At 40.5% G+C, this 17,882-nt stretch carries 22 protein-coding genes; 16 read left to right on the forward strand and 6 right to left on the reverse strand.

The genetic code is table 11. The features are described from left to right. Positions 1 to 53: 53 nt before the first annotated feature. Positions 54 to 1,115 (reverse strand): tryptophan--tRNA ligase, encoded by a 1,062-nt coding sequence (trpS, locus tag RBATCC27255_RS07395; protein WP_046432673.1) that lies wholly within the window; start codon positions 1,113 to 1,115, stop codon positions 54 to 56. 241 nt (positions 1,116 to 1,356) lie between these two features. Between trpS and RBATCC27255_RS07400 the strand changes: the two genes are divergently transcribed. Genes RBATCC27255_RS07400 through RBATCC27255_RS07425 form a run of 6 tightly spaced genes read left to right on the forward strand, consistent with a single transcriptional unit; the run spans position 1,357 to position 6,435 of the window. After that, positions 1,357 to 2,043, forward strand: a complete 687-nt coding sequence (locus RBATCC27255_RS07400; protein WP_101029395.1) for a lysophospholipid acyltransferase family protein — start codon at positions 1,357 to 1,359, stop codon at positions 2,041 to 2,043. 40 nt (positions 2,044 to 2,083) lie between these two features. Next, positions 2,084 to 2,326, forward strand: a complete 243-nt coding sequence (locus RBATCC27255_RS07405) for an acyl carrier protein (RefSeq protein ID WP_101029396.1) — start codon at positions 2,084 to 2,086, stop codon at positions 2,324 to 2,326. Between the two features lies 1 nt (position 2,327). After that, positions 2,328 to 4,526, forward strand: coding sequence for a beta-ketoacyl-[acyl-carrier-protein] synthase family protein (locus tag RBATCC27255_RS07410; RefSeq protein ID WP_101029397.1), 2,199 nt, complete (start codon positions 2,328 to 2,330; stop codon positions 4,524 to 4,526). A 15-nt stretch (positions 4,527 to 4,541) separates the two neighbouring features. Next, positions 4,542 to 5,276 carry an SDR family NAD(P)-dependent oxidoreductase gene (locus RBATCC27255_RS07415; RefSeq protein ID WP_101029398.1) on the forward strand — a complete coding sequence of 245 codons (735 nt, stop codon included), beginning with the start codon at positions 4,542 to 4,544 and terminating at the stop codon, positions 5,274 to 5,276. Then, positions 5,273 to 5,728: a 3-hydroxyacyl-ACP dehydratase FabZ gene (fabZ, locus tag RBATCC27255_RS07420; RefSeq protein ID WP_021883665.1), complete on the forward strand. Its 456-nt coding sequence runs from the start codon at positions 5,273 to 5,275 to the stop codon at positions 5,726 to 5,728. The genes RBATCC27255_RS07415 and fabZ overlap by 4 nt, the downstream gene beginning before the upstream one ends. A gap of 2 nt (positions 5,729 to 5,730) precedes the next feature. Next, entirely contained in the window at positions 5,731 to 6,435 is a 705-nt protein-coding gene (locus RBATCC27255_RS07425) for a flavodoxin family protein (protein WP_101029399.1), read from the forward strand. Here RBATCC27255_RS07425 and RBATCC27255_RS07430 read toward each other — a convergent pair whose 3' ends face one another. After that, the gene (locus RBATCC27255_RS07430) at positions 6,436 to 7,017 is read right to left on the reverse strand and encodes a TetR/AcrR family transcriptional regulator (RefSeq protein ID WP_101029400.1); all 582 of its coding nucleotides are present in this window, start codon (positions 7,015 to 7,017) and stop codon (positions 6,436 to 6,438) included. 64 nt (positions 7,018 to 7,081) lie between these two features. Here RBATCC27255_RS07430 and RBATCC27255_RS07435 point away from each other — a divergent pair, with 64 nt between their 5' ends. The 3 genes from RBATCC27255_RS07435 (at position 7,082) to RBATCC27255_RS07445 (ending at position 9,269) form a co-directional block, all read left to right on the forward strand. Further along, positions 7,082 to 7,921 (forward strand): patatin-like phospholipase family protein, encoded by an 840-nt coding sequence (locus RBATCC27255_RS07435; RefSeq protein ID WP_101029401.1) that lies wholly within the window; start codon positions 7,082 to 7,084, stop codon positions 7,919 to 7,921. Positions 7,922 to 8,116: 195 nt separating this feature from the next. After that, complete coding sequence (locus RBATCC27255_RS07440) at positions 8,117 to 8,668, forward strand: hypothetical protein (protein ID WP_101029402.1); 552 nt, start codon at positions 8,117 to 8,119, stop codon at positions 8,666 to 8,668. A 151-nt stretch (positions 8,669 to 8,819) separates the two neighbouring features. Continuing rightward, complete coding sequence (locus RBATCC27255_RS07445) at positions 8,820 to 9,269, forward strand: MerR family transcriptional regulator (protein WP_101029403.1); 450 nt, start codon at positions 8,820 to 8,822, stop codon at positions 9,267 to 9,269. A 66-nt stretch (positions 9,270 to 9,335) separates the two neighbouring features. Here RBATCC27255_RS07445 and RBATCC27255_RS07450 read toward each other — a convergent pair whose 3' ends face one another. Next, positions 9,336 to 9,527 carry a hypothetical protein gene (locus RBATCC27255_RS07450; RefSeq protein ID WP_101029404.1) on the reverse strand — a complete coding sequence of 64 codons (192 nt, stop codon included), beginning with the start codon at positions 9,525 to 9,527 and terminating at the stop codon, positions 9,336 to 9,338. Between the two features lie 138 nt (positions 9,528 to 9,665). On the opposite strand from RBATCC27255_RS07450, the gene RBATCC27255_RS07455 reads away from it, so the two are divergent. From RBATCC27255_RS07455 to RBATCC27255_RS07480, 6 genes are all read left to right on the forward strand, one after another. Beyond that, complete coding sequence (locus tag RBATCC27255_RS07455; RefSeq protein ID WP_101029405.1) at positions 9,666 to 10,148, forward strand: RNA polymerase sigma factor; 483 nt, start codon at positions 9,666 to 9,668, stop codon at positions 10,146 to 10,148. After that, positions 10,141 to 10,851: a zf-HC2 domain-containing protein gene (locus RBATCC27255_RS07460; protein ID WP_169923296.1), complete on the forward strand. Its 711-nt coding sequence runs from the start codon at positions 10,141 to 10,143 to the stop codon at positions 10,849 to 10,851. The genes RBATCC27255_RS07455 and RBATCC27255_RS07460 overlap by 8 nt, the downstream gene beginning before the upstream one ends. A gap of 60 nt (positions 10,852 to 10,911) precedes the next feature. Next, entirely contained in the window at positions 10,912 to 11,322 is a 411-nt protein-coding gene (locus tag RBATCC27255_RS07465) for a peptide deformylase (RefSeq protein ID WP_101029407.1), read from the forward strand. A gap of 280 nt (positions 11,323 to 11,602) precedes the next feature. After that, positions 11,603 to 12,157: a hypothetical protein gene (locus tag RBATCC27255_RS07470; protein WP_101029408.1), complete on the forward strand. Its 555-nt coding sequence runs from the start codon at positions 11,603 to 11,605 to the stop codon at positions 12,155 to 12,157. Positions 12,158 to 12,176: 19 nt separating this feature from the next. After that, on the forward strand, positions 12,177 to 12,713 hold the full coding sequence (locus RBATCC27255_RS07475) for a hypothetical protein (protein WP_101029409.1): 537 nt from the start codon (positions 12,177 to 12,179) through the stop codon (positions 12,711 to 12,713). Positions 12,714 to 12,918: 205 nt separating this feature from the next. After that, the gene (locus RBATCC27255_RS07480) at positions 12,919 to 13,173 is read left to right on the forward strand and encodes a hypothetical protein (RefSeq protein WP_101029410.1); all 255 of its coding nucleotides are present in this window, start codon (positions 12,919 to 12,921) and stop codon (positions 13,171 to 13,173) included. A 72-nt stretch (positions 13,174 to 13,245) separates the two neighbouring features. Here the strand turns inward: RBATCC27255_RS07480 and RBATCC27255_RS07485 are convergent, their stop codons facing one another. Beyond that, a complete protein-coding gene (locus RBATCC27255_RS07485) occupies positions 13,246 to 14,052 on the reverse strand; it encodes a DUF6591 domain-containing protein (protein WP_101029411.1) in 807 nt (268 codons plus the stop codon). A gap of 40 nt (positions 14,053 to 14,092) precedes the next feature. Then, entirely contained in the window at positions 14,093 to 14,671 is a 579-nt protein-coding gene (locus RBATCC27255_RS07490) for a zinc ribbon domain-containing protein (protein WP_101029412.1), read from the reverse strand. 125 nt (positions 14,672 to 14,796) lie between these two features. Here RBATCC27255_RS07490 and RBATCC27255_RS07495 point away from each other — a divergent pair, with 125 nt between their 5' ends. Continuing rightward, entirely contained in the window at positions 14,797 to 15,132 is a 336-nt protein-coding gene (locus RBATCC27255_RS07495; protein ID WP_101029413.1) for a helix-turn-helix domain-containing protein, read from the forward strand. Positions 15,133 to 15,186: 54 nt separating this feature from the next. On the opposite strand, the gene RBATCC27255_RS07500 is transcribed toward RBATCC27255_RS07495, so the two are convergent. Beyond that, the gene (locus RBATCC27255_RS07500) at positions 15,187 to 17,796 is read right to left on the reverse strand and encodes a translation factor GTPase family protein (RefSeq protein WP_101029414.1); all 2,610 of its coding nucleotides are present in this window, start codon (positions 17,794 to 17,796) and stop codon (positions 15,187 to 15,189) included. Positions 17,797 to 17,882: the final 86 nt, after the last annotated feature.

Raw genomic sequence — 17,882 nt, forward strand, 5'->3', positions numbered from 1 at the left:
AGAATTTTTGATTTCTGTCCTTCCGACCTGTATTTTACATATTGAATTTTAAATTATTTAAGAAGATTATTGTCTGTAAAATAATCGATTCTCATAGAATGACGGACATCCTCAAGTGTTTTTGCGGCAGTTTCCTTTGCAACCTTACTGCCCTCTTTGAGAATATCGAGAACATCGGGAAGATGATTTTCCCATTCTTTTCTGCGTTCACGAATAGGACGAAGCTCCTCCTGCATAACATTGTTAAGGAATTTCTTAACCTTGACATCACCGAGTCCGCCACGCTGATAATGGGCCTTGAGTTCGTCAAGACAGCTGTAATCATTCCAAAACTCCGCAAAATGCTCATCACGGCAGAATGCGTCAAGATAGATAAACACGGGATTGCCCTCAACCTTGCCGGGATCCTCAACACGAAGATGATTCGGGTCGGTAAACATTGACATAACCTTTTTCTTGATATCCTCGGGTTCTTCTGCAAGATAAATGCAGTTGCCGAGTGATTTACTCATCTTTGCCTTGCCGTCAATACCGGGCAGTCGCAGACAAGCCTTGTTGCTCGGAAGAATAATCTGCGGTTCCGTAAGAGTTTCGCCGTAAACGGAATTGAACTTGTGAACAATCTCCTTGCATTGTTCAAGCATCGGAAGCTGATCCTCGCCGACAGGAACGGCAGTTGCACGGAATGCCGTGATATCAGCCGCCTGACTGATTGGATAACAGAAAAATCCCACAGGAATGCTTGCCTCAAAATTACGCATCTGAATTTCTGCCTTAACGGTGGGGTTACGCTGAACACGGGACACGGTTACGAGGTTCATATAATAGAAAGTAAGCTCTGTAAGCTCGGGGATCATTGACTGAACAAAAATCGTTGACTTGTTCGGATCTATTCCGCAGGCAAGGTAGTCGAGCGCAACCTGCAAAATATTCTGTCTTACCTTTTCGGGATGCTCGGCATTGTCGGTAAGAGCCTGAGCGTCTGCAATCATAATGTATATATCATCATATTCGCCCGAATTCTGGAGCTTTACTCTCTCCTTGAGCGAACCTGCATAGTGACCAACATGAAGTCTGCCCGTAGGACGGTCACCTGTTAAAATTACTTTTTTCATAGGTTTCTCCTTTGTTTACCTTGATTCAAAGGCAAAATTCTTTTCTATGATTATATCACCATAAACAACAGCCGTCAACATTTGTAAAAAAGCTAAAAGGAAAAATATTCCATAATAATTCCCATATATTTTATGCCACAAAATTCGACAAAATGTTGCATAAGACACACGCAAAATTCATTTGACCGTTGAATTTTTTAAAATAAAAATATAATATTTTAAAAAAACGAGGGTAAAGAGTATGGAGTACAATTATCATAAAAATGCAGGAGAGCTTGCATTCATAAAATTTGTAAAAGGTCTTGTGCATCTTCTTATTCGCCCTAAGGTTGAATGGAAGGACAAGAGTCTTAAAAAGAGCCTCAAGGGCAAGCCTGTTGTGTTTGTATGCAACCACACTCACCACTTTGACGGAGTTGTGATAAGCTCTGTACTCAGCAGATACAAGCCGTATATGCTTGTTAAAAAAAGCTGGTACGACAAGAGCGGAACAGGCTCGTTCATCCGAATTTGCCGCAGTATTCCCGTTGACTTTGACACCATGGACACAAACTGGTATGCGCAAAGTGAGGGTGCGGTTGAAAACGGATATTCAATGCTTATCTTCCCCGAGGGCGGAATTGCAAGAGAGGGCAAAATGCTCCCGTTCAAGCCCGGTGCGGCATTGCTTGCGGCAAAAAAAGGTCTTGACATAATCCCGATTGCATCTTTGGGCGAGTATAAAATTCTTTTTGGAAAGAGGCAGAAAATTTTAATCGGCAATCCGATAAAATCCGAATGTCCCGAAAATGTTCGCTACTCAAAATATGCAAAAGAAATAAGTGCCGAAGCCGAAAAGCAGGTCAAAAAGCTTTATCTTGAGCTTGAAGAAAAATACGGCAAAGGCAAGGTTTATTACAAAGAAGATTTTTCTTCGGAAAATTTATAATAAAATCAAAAAAATCAAATTTTTAAGTGAGGTAATCAAAATGAACAATGCTATTGCAGATCAGATTAAGAAAATGCTCGTAGAAAACCTTAGAATTCCCGAAAACATTCTTACATACGATTCAGAACTTTTCGGTGACGAAATCGGTCTTGACTCAATCGACTCAATCGAAATCGTTGCAGGCATCGACACACTTTTCGGTATTGATATGACAGGTGCAGACCGTGAGCACTTCCAATCAATCAGAGCACTTACAGAATATGTAGAAAGCAAGCAGGGTTAATATGGCTGACAAAAAGAGATGTGTTGTCACGGGACTCGGACTTATTTGCGGCGTCGGTGACAATGTAAAGGATTGCTGGGATGCCGTAACACTCGGTCACTCCGGCATTGATGAGGTTAAGTCGGTTGACACCTCAAACTGTTATGCACACAAGGGTGCAGAGGTTGACAAGGCATCGTCAGAGCTTTCTCCCGAAAACTATGACCGTTCTTCCCTTCTCTGTATTCATGCCGCAAACGAGGCTTTTGAAGATGCAAACATTGACGCATCCGAAAAGAACATCGGTGTTATTCTTGGCAGTTGTGTAGGCGGTGCGGCAAGCATTGACAAATATTACACAGACGAAATCAAGGGTGACGGCGGTAAAAAAGAAGATATTTTCAAAATGGGCGCTTCGGCAATTGCCAACAATGTTTCCGCTCATTTCGGACTTGAGGGCATTACCGCAAACATCGTCAACGCTTGTGCGGCAGGCACAATGAGCATCGGCTATGCCTGTGACCTTATCCGTGAGGGCAAGGGGGATGTGTTCATTGCAGGCGGTTCGGACAGCTTTTCTTCACTTGCATTCAGCGGTTTCCACGCTCTCCATGCGCTTGACGAAAACGCCTGTTCCCCGTTCAATCACAGCACAGGTATCACGCTCGGCGAGGGTTCGGGTATTCTTGTAATCGAAAGCTACGATCACGCTGTTGAACGAGGCGCAAAGATTTACTGTGAAATTCTCGGTTCGGGTGTAAGCAGTGACGCTTACCACATTACCGCTCCCCGTCCCGACGGCGAAGGTCAGATGAGTGCAATCAGAAGGGCTGTTGAAAGCTCTGCTCTCAGTTTTGACGATATCGACTACATAAACGCACACGGAACGGGTACTGCCAAAAATGACGAGGCTGAATTTCTTTCACTTCACACACTTTTTGACGGCAACAACCACCTTTCTGTCAGCTCAACAAAATCTATGACAGGTCATTGCCTCGGTGCGGCCGGCTCAATTGAGGCTGTATTTTCCGTAAAAGCAATAAAAGAAAACCTCGTTCCGCCTACAATCGGCTACTCCGATGAGGATTTGAAGGTGCTTTCCGAAAAGGCGGGCAACATTGACTTTATTCCGAACAAGAGCCACACAAAAGATGTTCACTATGCAATGTCAAACTCATTTGCATTCGGCGGCAACAACGCAAGCATCATTTTCTCGGACAACGAGCATGATATTCCCGACAACAGTAAAAATGAAAAAATTTACATTACTGGCATTTCAAAGCTTACAGGCACAAGGACTGACGAACACAGCCTTAACTGCAATCTTACCTCCGAAGATTATGACAAACACGGAATCAAGGTTGCATTTTACAGAAAGCTTGACCGTTTCAGCCAGCTCCAGCTTTTGAGCGGTATGGACGCACTTGCAGACGCTGACATTAAAATTGACAAAGACAACGAATATAAAACAGGTATTGTAATCGGCACGGCTGACGGCCCTATGACCGAAATTGTTGATTTTCAAAAAAAGGCAATCACAAGAGGTACCGAAAAGGGCAGTGCTTTTTCATTCCCAAATACGGTTTACAATGCCGCAGGCGGTTATCTGAGCATTTTCTCAGGCATCAAGGGCTACAACGCAACTGTTGCAAACGGCAATCAGGCAGGACTGCAGAGTATTTGCTATGCCGCTGATATTCTTGCAGACGGCAACGAAAGCGTTATGCTTGCCGCAGGTACCGATGAAAATACAAAGACAAACCTTGAACTCTATACAAAGGCCGAATTGCTTGAAAAACCGCTCGGTGAGGGCTCTGTAACTCTCGTTCTTGAAACAGAGGAAAGTGCAAACGGCAGAAATGCACGCAAGTATGCAGAAATTAAGGGTTATGCACAGGCTCACCGCCCTGTATCGTATGACAACTCAGAGGTTGACAGCAAGGCTGTTGTTGAGGTTATCGAAAAGGCTTGTGTGAATGCCGGCATTGAGGCAGACAATATCGACTTTGTATGCTGTGATGACAGGAAGATTATCAAGACGCTTATGCCATGCTATGATGTATCGCAGGAAATCGGCAATGCAAGAGCCGCAGCAAGCGCAATGACAGCGGCATATGCGGCTGAGCTTCTTTCTGACAGCGAGAAAAATTACGAATACGGACTTGCTCTTTCAATGGGTGCGGGCGGAACATACTCTGCCGTAATTCTGAAGAAAGCGTAAAAATCGGAGGTAAATATGAGCAAAACCGCTCTTGTAACAGGTTCATCAAGGGGCATTGGCAAGGCTTGCGCTTTAAAGCTTGCAGAGCTTGGATATGACATTGCCGTGAACTGCAATTCAAATTTAGAAATGGCTCAAAAGGCTGTTGACGAAATTACAGCACTCGGCAGAAAAGCCGTTGCCTACAAGGCAAACACGGCAGATATTGACGAAGTAAAGGATATGTTCCGCCGTATTCAGCAGGATTTCGGTGGAATTGATGTGCTTGTCAACAACGCAGGTGTGGTTGACGACGCTTACCTTTTGATGATTAAAGACGAGTCGCTTGAAAGAAGTCTTGACATTAATATCAAAGGATATTTCAATTGTGCAAGACAGGCATCGCTTAAAATGCTCCGCAAAAAGAGCGGAATCATCATCAACATTTCTTCCGTAAGCTCTGTTCTTGCAGTTGAAGGTCAGTCGGTTTACAGTGCAACAAAGGGTGCGGTAAACGCTATGACTCACACGCTTGCAAAGGAACTTGCAAAGTACGGAATCAGAGTAAACGCAGTTGCACCCGGTTTTATCGAAACCGAAATGATGAACGGCATTCCCGAAGAATTGCAGAAAAAGTATCTTGAGGCTATTCCCGAAAAGAGATTCGGCACAGTCCAGGATGTCGCAAATGTAGTCGGACAGCTTTGCAGTGACGATTTTTCATATATGACAGGTCAGGTGCTTGTGCTTGACGGAGGACTCAGCTTATGATGAATCTGCTTGAAATCAATCAGAGAATAAAACAAAGACCACCCTTTCAGATGATTGAGAGGGTGACCGAGCTTGAGCCGAATGTTTCGGCAACAGGTATAAAAAATGTGTCGGTGAACGAGCCGTATTTTGCAGGTCATTTTCCCGACACACCGATTATGCCGGGAGTATTGCTCATTGAATCTGCGGCACAGCTTTGCAGTCTTGTATTTGCTCCCGAAAGCGTTGAAAAGGACAAGTTATATGTTCTTCTAAAAGTCAAGGATTTCAAAATGCTCCGCCCCGTTATTCCTGGTGATACGCTTATTATCAGCGTAAATGTTACAATGTCAACAAAGTCGGCATTTGAATTTGCATGTGTCATCAAGGTTGACGGTGAAGTGAGAGCAAAGGGAAGTCTTTTGTTTACCACAATGGATAAAAATGCGGTTTACAAGCCGTCACAGGAGTGATTATGAAAGTTCTCGTATTAAACGGTAGTCCAAAGGGCGAAAAAAGCAATACTCTCAACATTACAAAAGCATTTCTTGACGGCTTTTCAGCCGATACGGAAGTTGAATATATCACGGTTAAAAAGGAAACAATCAAGCCGTGTATGGGTTGCTTTTCGTGTTGGAGCAGAACACCCGGCGAATGTGTTATAAAGGACGATATGCAGAAAATCTACGAAAAGATTAATTCTGCCGATATTATCATTGAGAGCTTTCCGCTCTACTTTTTCGGTATGCCGTCACAGATGAAAGCATTAACCGACAGATGTCTGCCGTATATGCTCCCCTATTCGGGAAATGTTGCCGAGGACAAAGAAGCCTCTTTCCATGAACTGCGTGATGAAGCAATGCACGAAAAGAGGCTTTTGGTTATTACAACTTGCGGATATGTGAGCGCCGAACCGATGTATCCAGCACTTACAAAACAGCTTGATTTGATTTGCGGTAACGGCAATTACACAATGATAAAATGCCCCGAGGGCGAGCTTTTTATTGCAGAAAAAGCTGAAAGGCAGAGAAAAGCATACCTTGATTCAATCACGGAGGCAGGCAGGGAATTCTGCGAAAACCGCTGCCTTTGCGACGAAACAATGAAAAAAATTTCAAAGCCTATTCTCTCCCCCAAAGGATTCGAGGCAATTACTAAGGCTCATTGGAAAATGAGTTAATCAGCTTTTCGGGCGAACATATTCGGACAATGCTCCGAGAACGAACTCGTTGACAGCGTCTGCAAGCTTTTCGGAGCTTTCTGCACAGCCGTCATTGAACCAACGGACATAAACCGAGATGAATCCCGAAACGACAAACTCAACAAGGTATTTGAGTTTTGTTTCATTTTTAAAATTAAGCACAGGTCTTATTGAAACCTCGATAAATCTTTTCAAAAGCTCAACAGAGCGGCCCGAGCCGAACACCTCGGGAGAATTTTTCAGAATTTTATTAATCTGTTCTTTATTTTCAACAATGGAAAGACCGATAAAATTCAGCTGATTCACAAGATTGTTGCCGTCACGGTCGGATTTTTTCGCATGGCTGATAACATCGTTGACTATATCGTAGTTGATATCATCGACAACATCCTGAACCGTGTTGTAGTGACGGTAAAAGGTTTTGCGGTTAATCATCGCCTTTTCTGCAAGCTCAGTCACCGTGATTTTGGAAACATTTTTTTCGGCAAGCAAATCAATCAGCGAATTTTTTATATTGGTTCTTGTTTTTACAATGCGAAGGTCAGTCACATTAGCGTCCATACTATCACCCCATAAAACAGTTTGATTATAGCACCAAAAATTTTTTGAGTCAACGGAGGTCCTTATGACAGGTCTGATAATTGAAGGCGGAGCAAGGCGAGGAATTTTTACCGCCGGTATAACCGACTGTCTGCTTGAAAACAAAATACACTTTGACTATGTTGCAGGAGTTTCGGCGGGAGCTGAGGTCGCTCTTGATTTTACCGCAAAACAGGAAGGTCGTTCTCGCAGGGTTATTATGCCCCACAGAACAGGAGATTTTTCGGTTCTCGGTTTTCTTTCAATGGATCTTGACAATATGATTTACAGATTTCCTTATCAGGACTATCCGTTCGATTTCGATACATTTTTTGCGTCAGATACAAACTGCGAATTTGTGGCAACCGACTGCGTAACAGGCAAGGCAAAATATTTTTCCGAGAACAAAAGCGAACAGCGATTGCTTGACTCCGTAAGAGCGTCCTGCACAGTTCCTATTCTCTATCAGATAAGCGAATTTGAGGGCGGAAAGTATGTTGACGGCAGTATTGCCGACGCTGTTCCCTTTGACCGTGCGTTTGAACAGGGCTGTTCCCGTGTGCTTGTGCTTTTGACAAAGCCCGAAAATGAGCCTTGCACGGACTATCGCAAGTTTGAATTTTTAATCAACAAAAAATACAAGGACTATCCGAACCTCATCAACGCTCTTATGACGAGATTTGACCGCTATAATGAGCAATGCAAAAGAATGAAACAGCTTGAGGAAGACGGCAGACTTATGGTACTCCGCCCGTCACACAAGTATGTAAAATCATTTGAGATGAACACGGATGTGCTTGACGAGGCATATAACGCCGGCAAAAATCTTGCCAAAGAAAAGCTTGCCGAAATTGAAGATTTCCTCAATGTTCTCGAAAAGAAATAATCAAAACAACAAGTTACATTAATATATCTTCCCAAAAAGCAAGGTGCAATTTCGTGCCTTGCTTTCTTTTTATATGCAATTTCAACAAGTAAAAAGTGTTCAATATGTGACTTATTCCAATTAAATAACAATAGTATTGTATAATGTCAAAAAATATGGTATATTCAGCATATATTTTAAAACACGGAGATTTATATGAAAAAGCAACTAATGATTTTTGACTTTGTGTGTCTTGGAATCGGAGCAATTTTTTTGACTTTCGTCGCCATACTTCAAAATTGCGGTATAAGCATTACCAATGGAAGTGTAATCGGAATTGTCATAACAGTGCTTTTGTTTACTCTGATATTACTTAGCACAGCTAATGTACTCGGCTTTGACTGTACCGTTTCAAACATAACTTTTTTAAGACCAATATTACTGTTCATTGCGTTATACATTTTTTATTGTATGCCGTTTATGGGCTTTTTCGGAAAGTCGGGAAATGTGTGGAATAACATAATGATTGCATCTTTAGGCATTATGGCATCAAGATTTTTCTTTTATATTTCAAAATCAGCAATGGCTGAAAAAATGGTAAAATCACCCTTTGTTTACACTAAAGGTGCTAAAAAATTTTCAAAAGCAGAGTCGTTCTTTAAATTCTTTTCGGTTTTTATCGTTGCAATGACCGTAGCAATGATAATACTTAACATAACCACAAATGATATAGATATGACAAGCGTATTTTCCCGTTCATTCAAATAACAAACACGGAGCAGAAATTAAAATCTACTCCGTTAATTTTTTATTTCAAAAAACAATTCAATTGACAACCAAATCATTATGCAGTATGATTGTATTAACAGATAAACTTGGCTTTAGGTCAAGACCTTTTAGAATGTTTCGGAGTGATTTTATGTACACAATCGGTCAGGTATCTCAGATGTGCGGTATTCCTGTTTCAACCCTGCGTTACTACGATAAAGAGGGACTTTTTCCGCATATGGAGAGGGTGTCGGGTATCCGCAGATTTTCCGACAGAGAGCTTGAAACACTCCGCATAATTGACTGCCTCAAAAAATCTGGACTTGAAATCAGGGAAATAAGAAAATTTATGCAATGGTGCGCCGAGGGCAGTTCGTCCTATCCGCAAAGGCGAGAACTTTTTGAAAATCAGAAAAAAACCGTAGAAAAGGAAATTGAGCGTCTTCAAAAGACGCTTGATATGCTCCGCTTTAAGTGCTGGTACTACGATACTGCCATTGCTGACGGCAACGAGGACAGAATCAACGAAATGCTCCCGAACAATCTTCCCGATGATATTCAAATGCTGTATGACCATGCCCACAGCGATGACGAAGATTAATTTTGATAATTTGTAAATTCACAGAATTACGCTCTCCAAACGGAGGGCGTTTTATTTTGTGCTATTTTATTTTGTTCCGAAATATTTTATGTAGCTTTCAATGTTTCCGTTGATTTCTTCAAAAATTTTCCGCACCCCGTCAATGCCTAAATTCTCATGATAAACCTTTGCTCTGCCCTCTCTGTCAATTTCAATCAGCAAAACATTCTCACCGTCAACCTCAGCATAAACATTGCACGATAACTCAGGATATTTCACCTAACCACCTCGGTAATTTATATGAAGTCAAAGGGTTGTCTGTTGCAAAACATTGAACAGAAAAAATTTTTATGATAAAATTTCAATATACTGTAACAAAACAGCAATTTGCGGATTTAATATACGGGAGGTGACAAAGTGCCATTTGAAGAATTTTACAGACAAAACTTTAAAACAGTTTACGGATTTCTGATTAAACTCTGTAAAAACAGTGACCTTGCAGAGGAATTGACTGCCGAAACTTTTCTTAAAGCATTTGAACATTACAAAAGCTACAACAAAAAGTACAAGCCCTCAACATGGCTTTGTGCCATTGCCAAAAACGAATATTTAAAATACCTGCGTAAGCAAAAGAAAATTGATGGTTTTGACAATGCAGAAATTGCCGACATCAGCAATTTAGAAGAAAAGCTTTCGGATAAAGACACGGCATTGCGAATACATAAATATCTGCATATTCTTGATGAACCGTATCGTGAGGTCTTTATTTTAAAAGTTTTTGCAGAGCTGTCATATAAGGAAATTGCCGAAATTTTCAGCAAAAAAGAAACATGGGTACGAGTCACCTATTACCGTGCAAAAGTCAAATTATTGGAAAGGCTTGGTGATGATAATGAATAAAAACTGCAACATAGTGCGTGATTTAATTCCTTTGTATTCCGATAATACCGCAAGTGATGAAAGCAGAAAATTTATTGAGGAGCATTGCCGTACTTGCGATGAATGCAATCGTATTTTATCACTTTCAAAAACCGAAATTGACAAAACGGCACACCTTGACGATGAAATTAACAGCGTATGGAAAAGTATTGAAAAGCAGAACAAAAAGAAAAGAATAATTAAAGTTGCAATTGCGGCTATTTTGGTTACTGTTCTTATCCCCTTAATTATTATCGGGGCAAATTATATGTACGGTGCTGACAACACAGATACAGCGAAAAGCCCATATTTCAGCGACGAAATGCTAAATGAATTTGACAAGGGATATTCACAATCGGACCAAAAACAGCTTGAACCGCTTTTGAATGATATAAAAAATGTTATTGATTTCAACGGTGAATATGAAACCGCCAAAGGAAAATTCGGAGAACTTGCGTATTATTCATATGACCGTGTTGAGGGCGATTACACAGTCAAAGCTAAGGTTGAATTGAACTCCGCAAAGCTTTACACAGACACTGGATATATGTGGATTGAATACACAAAGGATTTATACACAGAGGACGGAACTTTTTGGATGACAACCGAACCCGTAAAATCACGAATTACCGTAATCAATAAAGACGGTGAATGGACAGCGGTCAATATTCAGTCGGAACAGTAAGGCTTGTTTTAAATACACAGATGTGTTATACTCGGGTTAGAAACTGAAAGAGGCAGAGTTATGGTAAGAGAAATTGTACATGATCCTATGTTTTTACAGAGAAAGTCGGAGGACGCAACACAGGCCGATTTGCAGACGGCACAGGATTTGCTTGACACACTCAGGGCAAATTTTGACCGTTGTGTGGGCATGGCGGCTAACATGATAGGCGTTGCAAAAAAGATAATCGCAGTTAATGACAACGGAAAATATCTTGTTATGTTCAATCCCGAAATTATTAGCAAGTTCGGTGAATTTGAAACCGAGGAAGGCTGTCTTTCGCTTGACGGCGAACGCAAAACAGTTCGTTACAAAACGATAAAAGTAAAATATTTCAACGAAAATTTCAAGCAGATAAAACGCAGTTTTTCAGACTTTACCGCACAGATTATTCAACATGAAATTGACCATTGCAACGGGATTCTGATTTAAAGTTAATACAAATCCTTCTCTCCCCGACAGTCACACGGTACAATGTGTGGCTGTCGGGTTTTTTTTTGCACATTTATTTTGTACAAAAGTTTTACTGCAATTTATTCATTGCAACTAATTTTACCGTCAATCTGAACCTTTTTTGGATTATTGTTTTGTAAAAATCGCACGAAATTGCATGGCAGAATATTTTGCAATTGCACTTTGAATTATATTGTGCTATAATATTAATACAATAGAAACACACGAAAATTTTAATTAATCAAAAGGCGGTGATTTTATGAAAAACAATAAAACTCTCAAGTACACAGGAATTATACAAGGTGTACTCATTGCAACTCTGTTACTGCTTGCCATTTGGATTCAAGTGACATTTTTATATAACACATACTATTGTGAAGATTATACTTTTGATTTTCTTAGAAATATGGGCATTGGTTATTGGGATTTACGGAATAATTCTTCAGCGTTTTTTCTCATAAATTCCATTGCGGAAACTATAGCTTATTTTTTAGGTTTGATGCGTCTTTATGTTCTTAAAATAATTTTTCAGATTATTGCCGCTGCAGCGTTAACCTTGCCTGTTATTTTAGGCTATCTGTCAATATTCCGCAAAAACATAGTTGCAAACGGATTGATTATTGCAGGATCGGCATTGACTTTGTTATCCGCATATCGGAGTCTTTTCTCTACCCTATTTGAACTTGCCCGTGGATTTGGCGAATTTACTTTGGTTCAAGTAGTTTTAATAATTGTGATACTGATAAAAATAGGATTGATTGCCGTTTCAATACTGCGAATAAAACAGATTAAAAAATCAAATCAGTTACAGTAAATAACTAAGCGGTGATTTTATGAAAACAAATAAAATCCTTAAAGTTACGGGAATTATGCAGAGTGTTCTCATCGGCATATTGCTGTTGTTTGCGATTTGCATTGAGGTAATGAGCCGTATGAATTTTTATACATACGACTATTCACTCAATTTTGATTATTCTTCTTTTTGGGCAATCCACGGCGACTACCCGGTCCTATTCATTTTCAACACTCTTTTTACAACCTTTGCATCTTTCTCAAGCTTGTTAGAAAATTATATTTTATATGTTATTTTTGAAATTATGGATATTGCATCGTTGGTATTGCCCGTATATCTCGTTTACAAATCCATACGCAGTAAAAGCACGATGGCAAACGGATTGATTATTATATCATCTGCTGTTACTTTTATGATTATGGTTGCTTACGGAGTTTATACCCTTCTTGACATAATTAGCGGTGCTGAAACATTCAATATTTACAGCATAATTTTCATCTTCATAATATTGATAAAAGTTACTCTGTGCATTGTTTCACAACTCAGAATAAAGGCAATTAACAACGCAGTCGAATAGTATTACATATAAACAAGACAGTTTACGGCTGTCTTGTTTTGTTATTTATTAAAATTTCTTCATTGTATAACCCCCTCCCTACAAAATCTACAGGGACAGTTGCTGTGAACATTGACATATATTGCTGATTTGGTATTCAAAATTTTATATTGCTAATTTGGAATTATAATGGTATAATTCGTGTAGATATTACGGAGGTGTTGTCGTGAAAAAATTTGTATCGTTTTTGCTTGCTCTTATGATGATTTTCTGGAGCAGTATCCTTGCTTTTGCAACTGACAAAACAGACACACAAGTCAACTCCACATCCGATGAATCGGACGGCGGTTCAATGCCTACGGATTTTGCGATAATTCTTCTGCTTATCGCTGGCGGTACGGCAGTCGCAAGCTTTAAACGCCACAGAAATGACCGTGACGATTACGATGAACCCGATGATGACACGGAAGAAGAAATTTGATTTTACATTATTAAAAACAACAAAGCCGACAGATTATGATTGCATCTGTCGGCTTGCTTATTTTTAATTAAATTATTGTTGAACCTCAAGAAGTTTTTTGTTCACTCTGTTTGTAACATCAAGATAATATGCAAGGTCAGCCGATGAAAGTTCGTCCTCATCAATTTTTGAAACCTTGTCCATATATGTGTTGTACTGACTCAAAAGTTCGGTATATTCGGAAAGCATTGTTACATCATTTGCATCATAGCTTTTCATAAAGTCAACATACTTATTCATAAACTCTTCGTACTCGTCCATCATCTCTTTGAATGAGGGAGTAACAGTATCACTGTCCGACTTTTCTTCTTTTGAACTTTCCTTTTTAGAGCTTTCTTCTTTTTTGCTTTCCTGCTTTTTGGAACTCTGCTCTTTCTTTGAAGACTCTTTATTGCTTGACTCATCATCAGGTGCATAAACACTGACATTCATAGTATTGTCGTCTTCAAATATAAGCGTAACTTTGTAACCATCCCTGTTTTTGGCCATATAACCTGTGTCGTCCTCCAAACAATCAATGCTAAATCCCTTATCTTTACATTTGTTAATGTATTTTGAAAAATCGGACTTTGAAGTTTTTGCAATAACTGCCAAAAAGCTATCTGATGAATCCCACATAATCTCTCCTGTCTTAGAGATAGGAACAGGAATAAAACTTCCGAGGCCATCCGAAGGCCACTCAATAGTTCCATAGGTTGTGGGCTCTTTTTCTTCTGAGGTGTCAGAACTTTCGACAACACTGTTATCATTGTTCTTGCTTTCTCCGCAGCCTGACAATGACACAGACATAAGTATTGCAAGCGACATTGCCGCAGCGGCAAATAATTTTTTCTTTTTCATAGTTTTACTCTCCTTAAAATATTTATAATAAAAAACTAAATCAATAGGCAAACACTACAAACGGGATTATTAAAATTAAACCTACTAAGGTAAGAATTGTCGGAAGCGATTGTGTCGGGGATTTTATAACTCCCTTTCTGAACAAAACAGATGAGACAAAAAGAATAGTTTGCAATGCGGAAATTATTGCGTCAATTAAAAGTCTTGAAGAATATCTGAGTTGTGAAAATTCGCCCATTGCAATTATTCCGCATATTATCGCACCGATTATTGCAACAACACCGAAGCCGCTTTTTCTGTACGCTTCGTCAGCTTTTTTCTTTTCGGCTTTGCGTTCTTTTTCGTCCTCTCTTTCCCACTTTTTATATTCCATTTCTTTGTAAGTATCATTTCTGATGCGTTCAACCTCAACTGCATCACCATAGACAATAACCTCACTTGAACCGCAGTACGGACAATGCAAAGTTTTATTACTGCTGTCGGCTGTCATCACACCGCCGCATTCCTTGCATTTCAGCTGAACTCGCTCGGTTTTGTCATTATTTGTAATCTTTGCACCGCAGTTTTTACAAAAAGAAGAACTGTCCTCAATTTTCTCGCCGCAATTACTACAAAACACAACATATCACCCTCAGTAATAATTTGTATTTATTATAGCATACTATCCTTTTAAAAGCAATACTATCTTTAATAATTTATTTATTTTTATCCTTTTAAAAGATAATATTTACTTGGTGATAAACAATGCTAAACCTTAAAGAAATAGGTAACAGAATTAAAAAATACAGAAAGCAAAAAGGGTTCACACAGGCACAGCTTGCGGAAATTATCGACATTTCAACAATTCATATGTCACACCTTGAAACAGGCTCTGTTGCAATGTCGCTTGAATGTATGATAAAAATATGCAGCACGCTTGAAATATCGCCTGATGATTTGCTGATTGGTGAATTTGAACTTAACAATAACGCCACAATAAAACAGCTTGCAGAAATAACCAAAAATCTTTCTTCGGACGAAAACAAACTGCTGATAGATTTTGCACTTTTGCTTGAAAAAAACAAGCCTAACAGAAATTAAAAAAGCCGACAGAACACATTGCTGTATCTGTCGGCTTATTATTATGCTTAAAAACTAATTCATATTATTGTTTAATTCGTTTGAAGAATTTATTATTTCTCTGATTTCATTTTCGGCTTGTCTGACTTCTTCTAAAAATGCTCTTGATGAAACACGCAACGCACCGTTGCCCAGAATTATCATCTGTTCGAGTGCGTCGGATGTTACAACACGCACCTTGTTGGTTTTGGCAAGCTTGTGAGAGGTTTTCTCAATAAACATATCGGCGGTTTCTGCCTCTTTGGTATATACAATGCTGATATTATTCACGGTTTCAACCTCTCTGTGTTCGCCCTTGACCTTGTACGCATCAAACACGAGAATAAGGTTGCACTTGCTGTAACCTTGATAGTTGCAGAGAATGTTTATCAGAGCGTGCCTTGCACCGTCAAGACTTCTTTCGGAAAGCTCTTTGAGGTGTTCCCACGCAAAAATAACATTGTAGCCATCAACAAGCAGATACTCCGTGCCGTCATACACGGGGGATTTTTTATACTTTTCAGCCGCCTTGTCAATAGACGAAACCGCCTTGACATGACGCTTTTCGGGAGCGTGTTTTCTGCGTGTCACAGGACCGTAGGTCTGTTCAAAAATCTGCATAAGCTCCTTGTCGAGAGCAAAAATATCGTCCTGAGTTTTGCACTTTGCAAAAGCGTTTTCGCTGTTTGTGCCGATTCCATCGTCTTTCGGAGCATCGAGAACACTCGGCAAATGCATATGCTCGCCGACCTCATTCCACGGCACATTGTAGCCTGCTCCGTGAGAACAGAACACAGAACCGCATGGATTGTCAACATCGGCATCGCAATCGTAGCCGATTTGTGCAATAACTTCATCGCTGTTGTGGCACGGCTCATAGCCTTTAAGACTGCACGAAAGTCTGCCTCTGCCGTGAGTGTACTGCATAACTTCTTTTGTATAGTTGCCCATTTCGGACACGGGTGCAGTACCTGTGAGAACGGAATTTTCTCCCTTGGCTTCCGGAGAATTGAAAGTACCGCTCATCCGCTGAATATCTGACATTGCCCGTCCCACATTTTCGTTAGGCACTTCAAGCGTAAAATCATAAACAGGCTCAAGCAGAATGCTCTTTGCCGAGCGCAGTCCCTGTCTTACGGCACGGTAGGTTGCCTGTCTGAAATCTCCGCCCTCGGTATGCTTTGCGTGAGCTTTTCCCGAAACAAGCGTGATTTCAATATCTGTAATCGGCGAGCCTGTCAGCACACCGAGATGTGTTTTTTCACAGAGGTGAGTAAGAATCAACCTTTGCCAGTTGCGGTCGAGCAAGTCCTCTTTGCAACGGGAATTTATTGTAATTCCGCTGCCACGCTTTGCAGGTTTCAAAAGGAGGTGAACCTCTGCATAGTGTCTTAACGGCTCAAAATGTCCGACACCCTCAACCGTATTTTCAATTGTTTCTTTATAGATTATACTGCCTGTGCTGAACGATACATTCATACCGAAACGCTCTTTTATTATGCACCTCAGCACCTCAAGCTGAATTTCACCCATAAGGCGGATGTGGATTTCACCGAGTCTGCTGTTCCACACAACATTTAGCTGAGGATCTTCGTTTTCAAGCGTTTTCAGCTTTGTGAGAGCCGTGTGGGCGTCTGTCCCGTCCTCTAATTCAACCTTGTAAGTAAGGACAGGTTCGAGTACGGGAACTCCGGAATTTTTTTCGACACCCAAGCCGTCACCCGATGAAGTGAATGTTATTCCCGTTACCGCACAAACGGTTCCTGCAACAGCCTCCTCAACGGCTGTGAATTTCTCGCCCGAATAAATTCTTATTCTGTTTACCTTTTCGGCATTGGTATTTTTTTCGCTTTGGAGAATTTCACGCACTTTAAGGCTTCCGCCGGTAATTTTCATAAATGTAAGGCGGTTGCCCTGATTGTCCTCTGCAATTTTATAGACCTTTGCACCGAATTCAGCACCGTAAGAGGGCATAACCGTGTATTCGTCAAGCAGATTCAAAAATGCCTTTACACCGTCAAGCTTGAGTGCCGAACCGAACATACACGGAAAGATTTTGCGTTCCTTAATCGCACCTGTTATGTCAGACTTTTCAACGGCATCTGTTTCATAATATTTTTCAAGAATTTTTTCATCACATACGGCAACACTTTCACGAAAACCGTCGGAGTTCGGATAGGTAAAATCAACGCAGTTTTCGTCAAGCCCTGTACGCAGCTGTGCCATAACGGAAAGCTTGTCTGCACCGTCAAGATCCATTTTGTTGACGAAGATAAAACACGGCACACCGTACTTTTTGAGCAGTTTCCAAAGTGTGCAGGTGTGACTTTGAACACCGTCAGTTCCGCTGATTACAAGAATTGCGTAGTCAAGCACCTGAAGTGTACGCTCTGCTTCTGCCGAAAAATCAACATGACCCGGGGTGTCAAGCAGAGTAAATTCCGTGTTGTTGTACTTCATAACCGCCTGTTTTGAAAAAATTGTGATTCCACGGTCACGCTCAAGCGAAAAAGTGTCAAGAAACGAATCCCTGTGGTCAACCCGACCAAGCTTTGTTATATTGCCCGAGGAGTACATCAGCGCCTCTGAAAGCGTAGTCTTTCCCGAATCCACATGAGCCAGAATGCCGACTGCAATTTTTTTCATTTTATCACCACACCAGAAAATTCATACACTGTATTGTACCATACAGAAATTTTTTTGTAAATCAAAACAGACCGCCTGATTTATCG

The sequence above is a fragment of the Ruminococcus bromii genome (assembly GCF_002834225.1).
Taxonomy (GTDB): Bacteria; Bacillota; Clostridia; order Oscillospirales; family Acutalibacteraceae; genus Ruminococcoides; species Ruminococcoides bromii.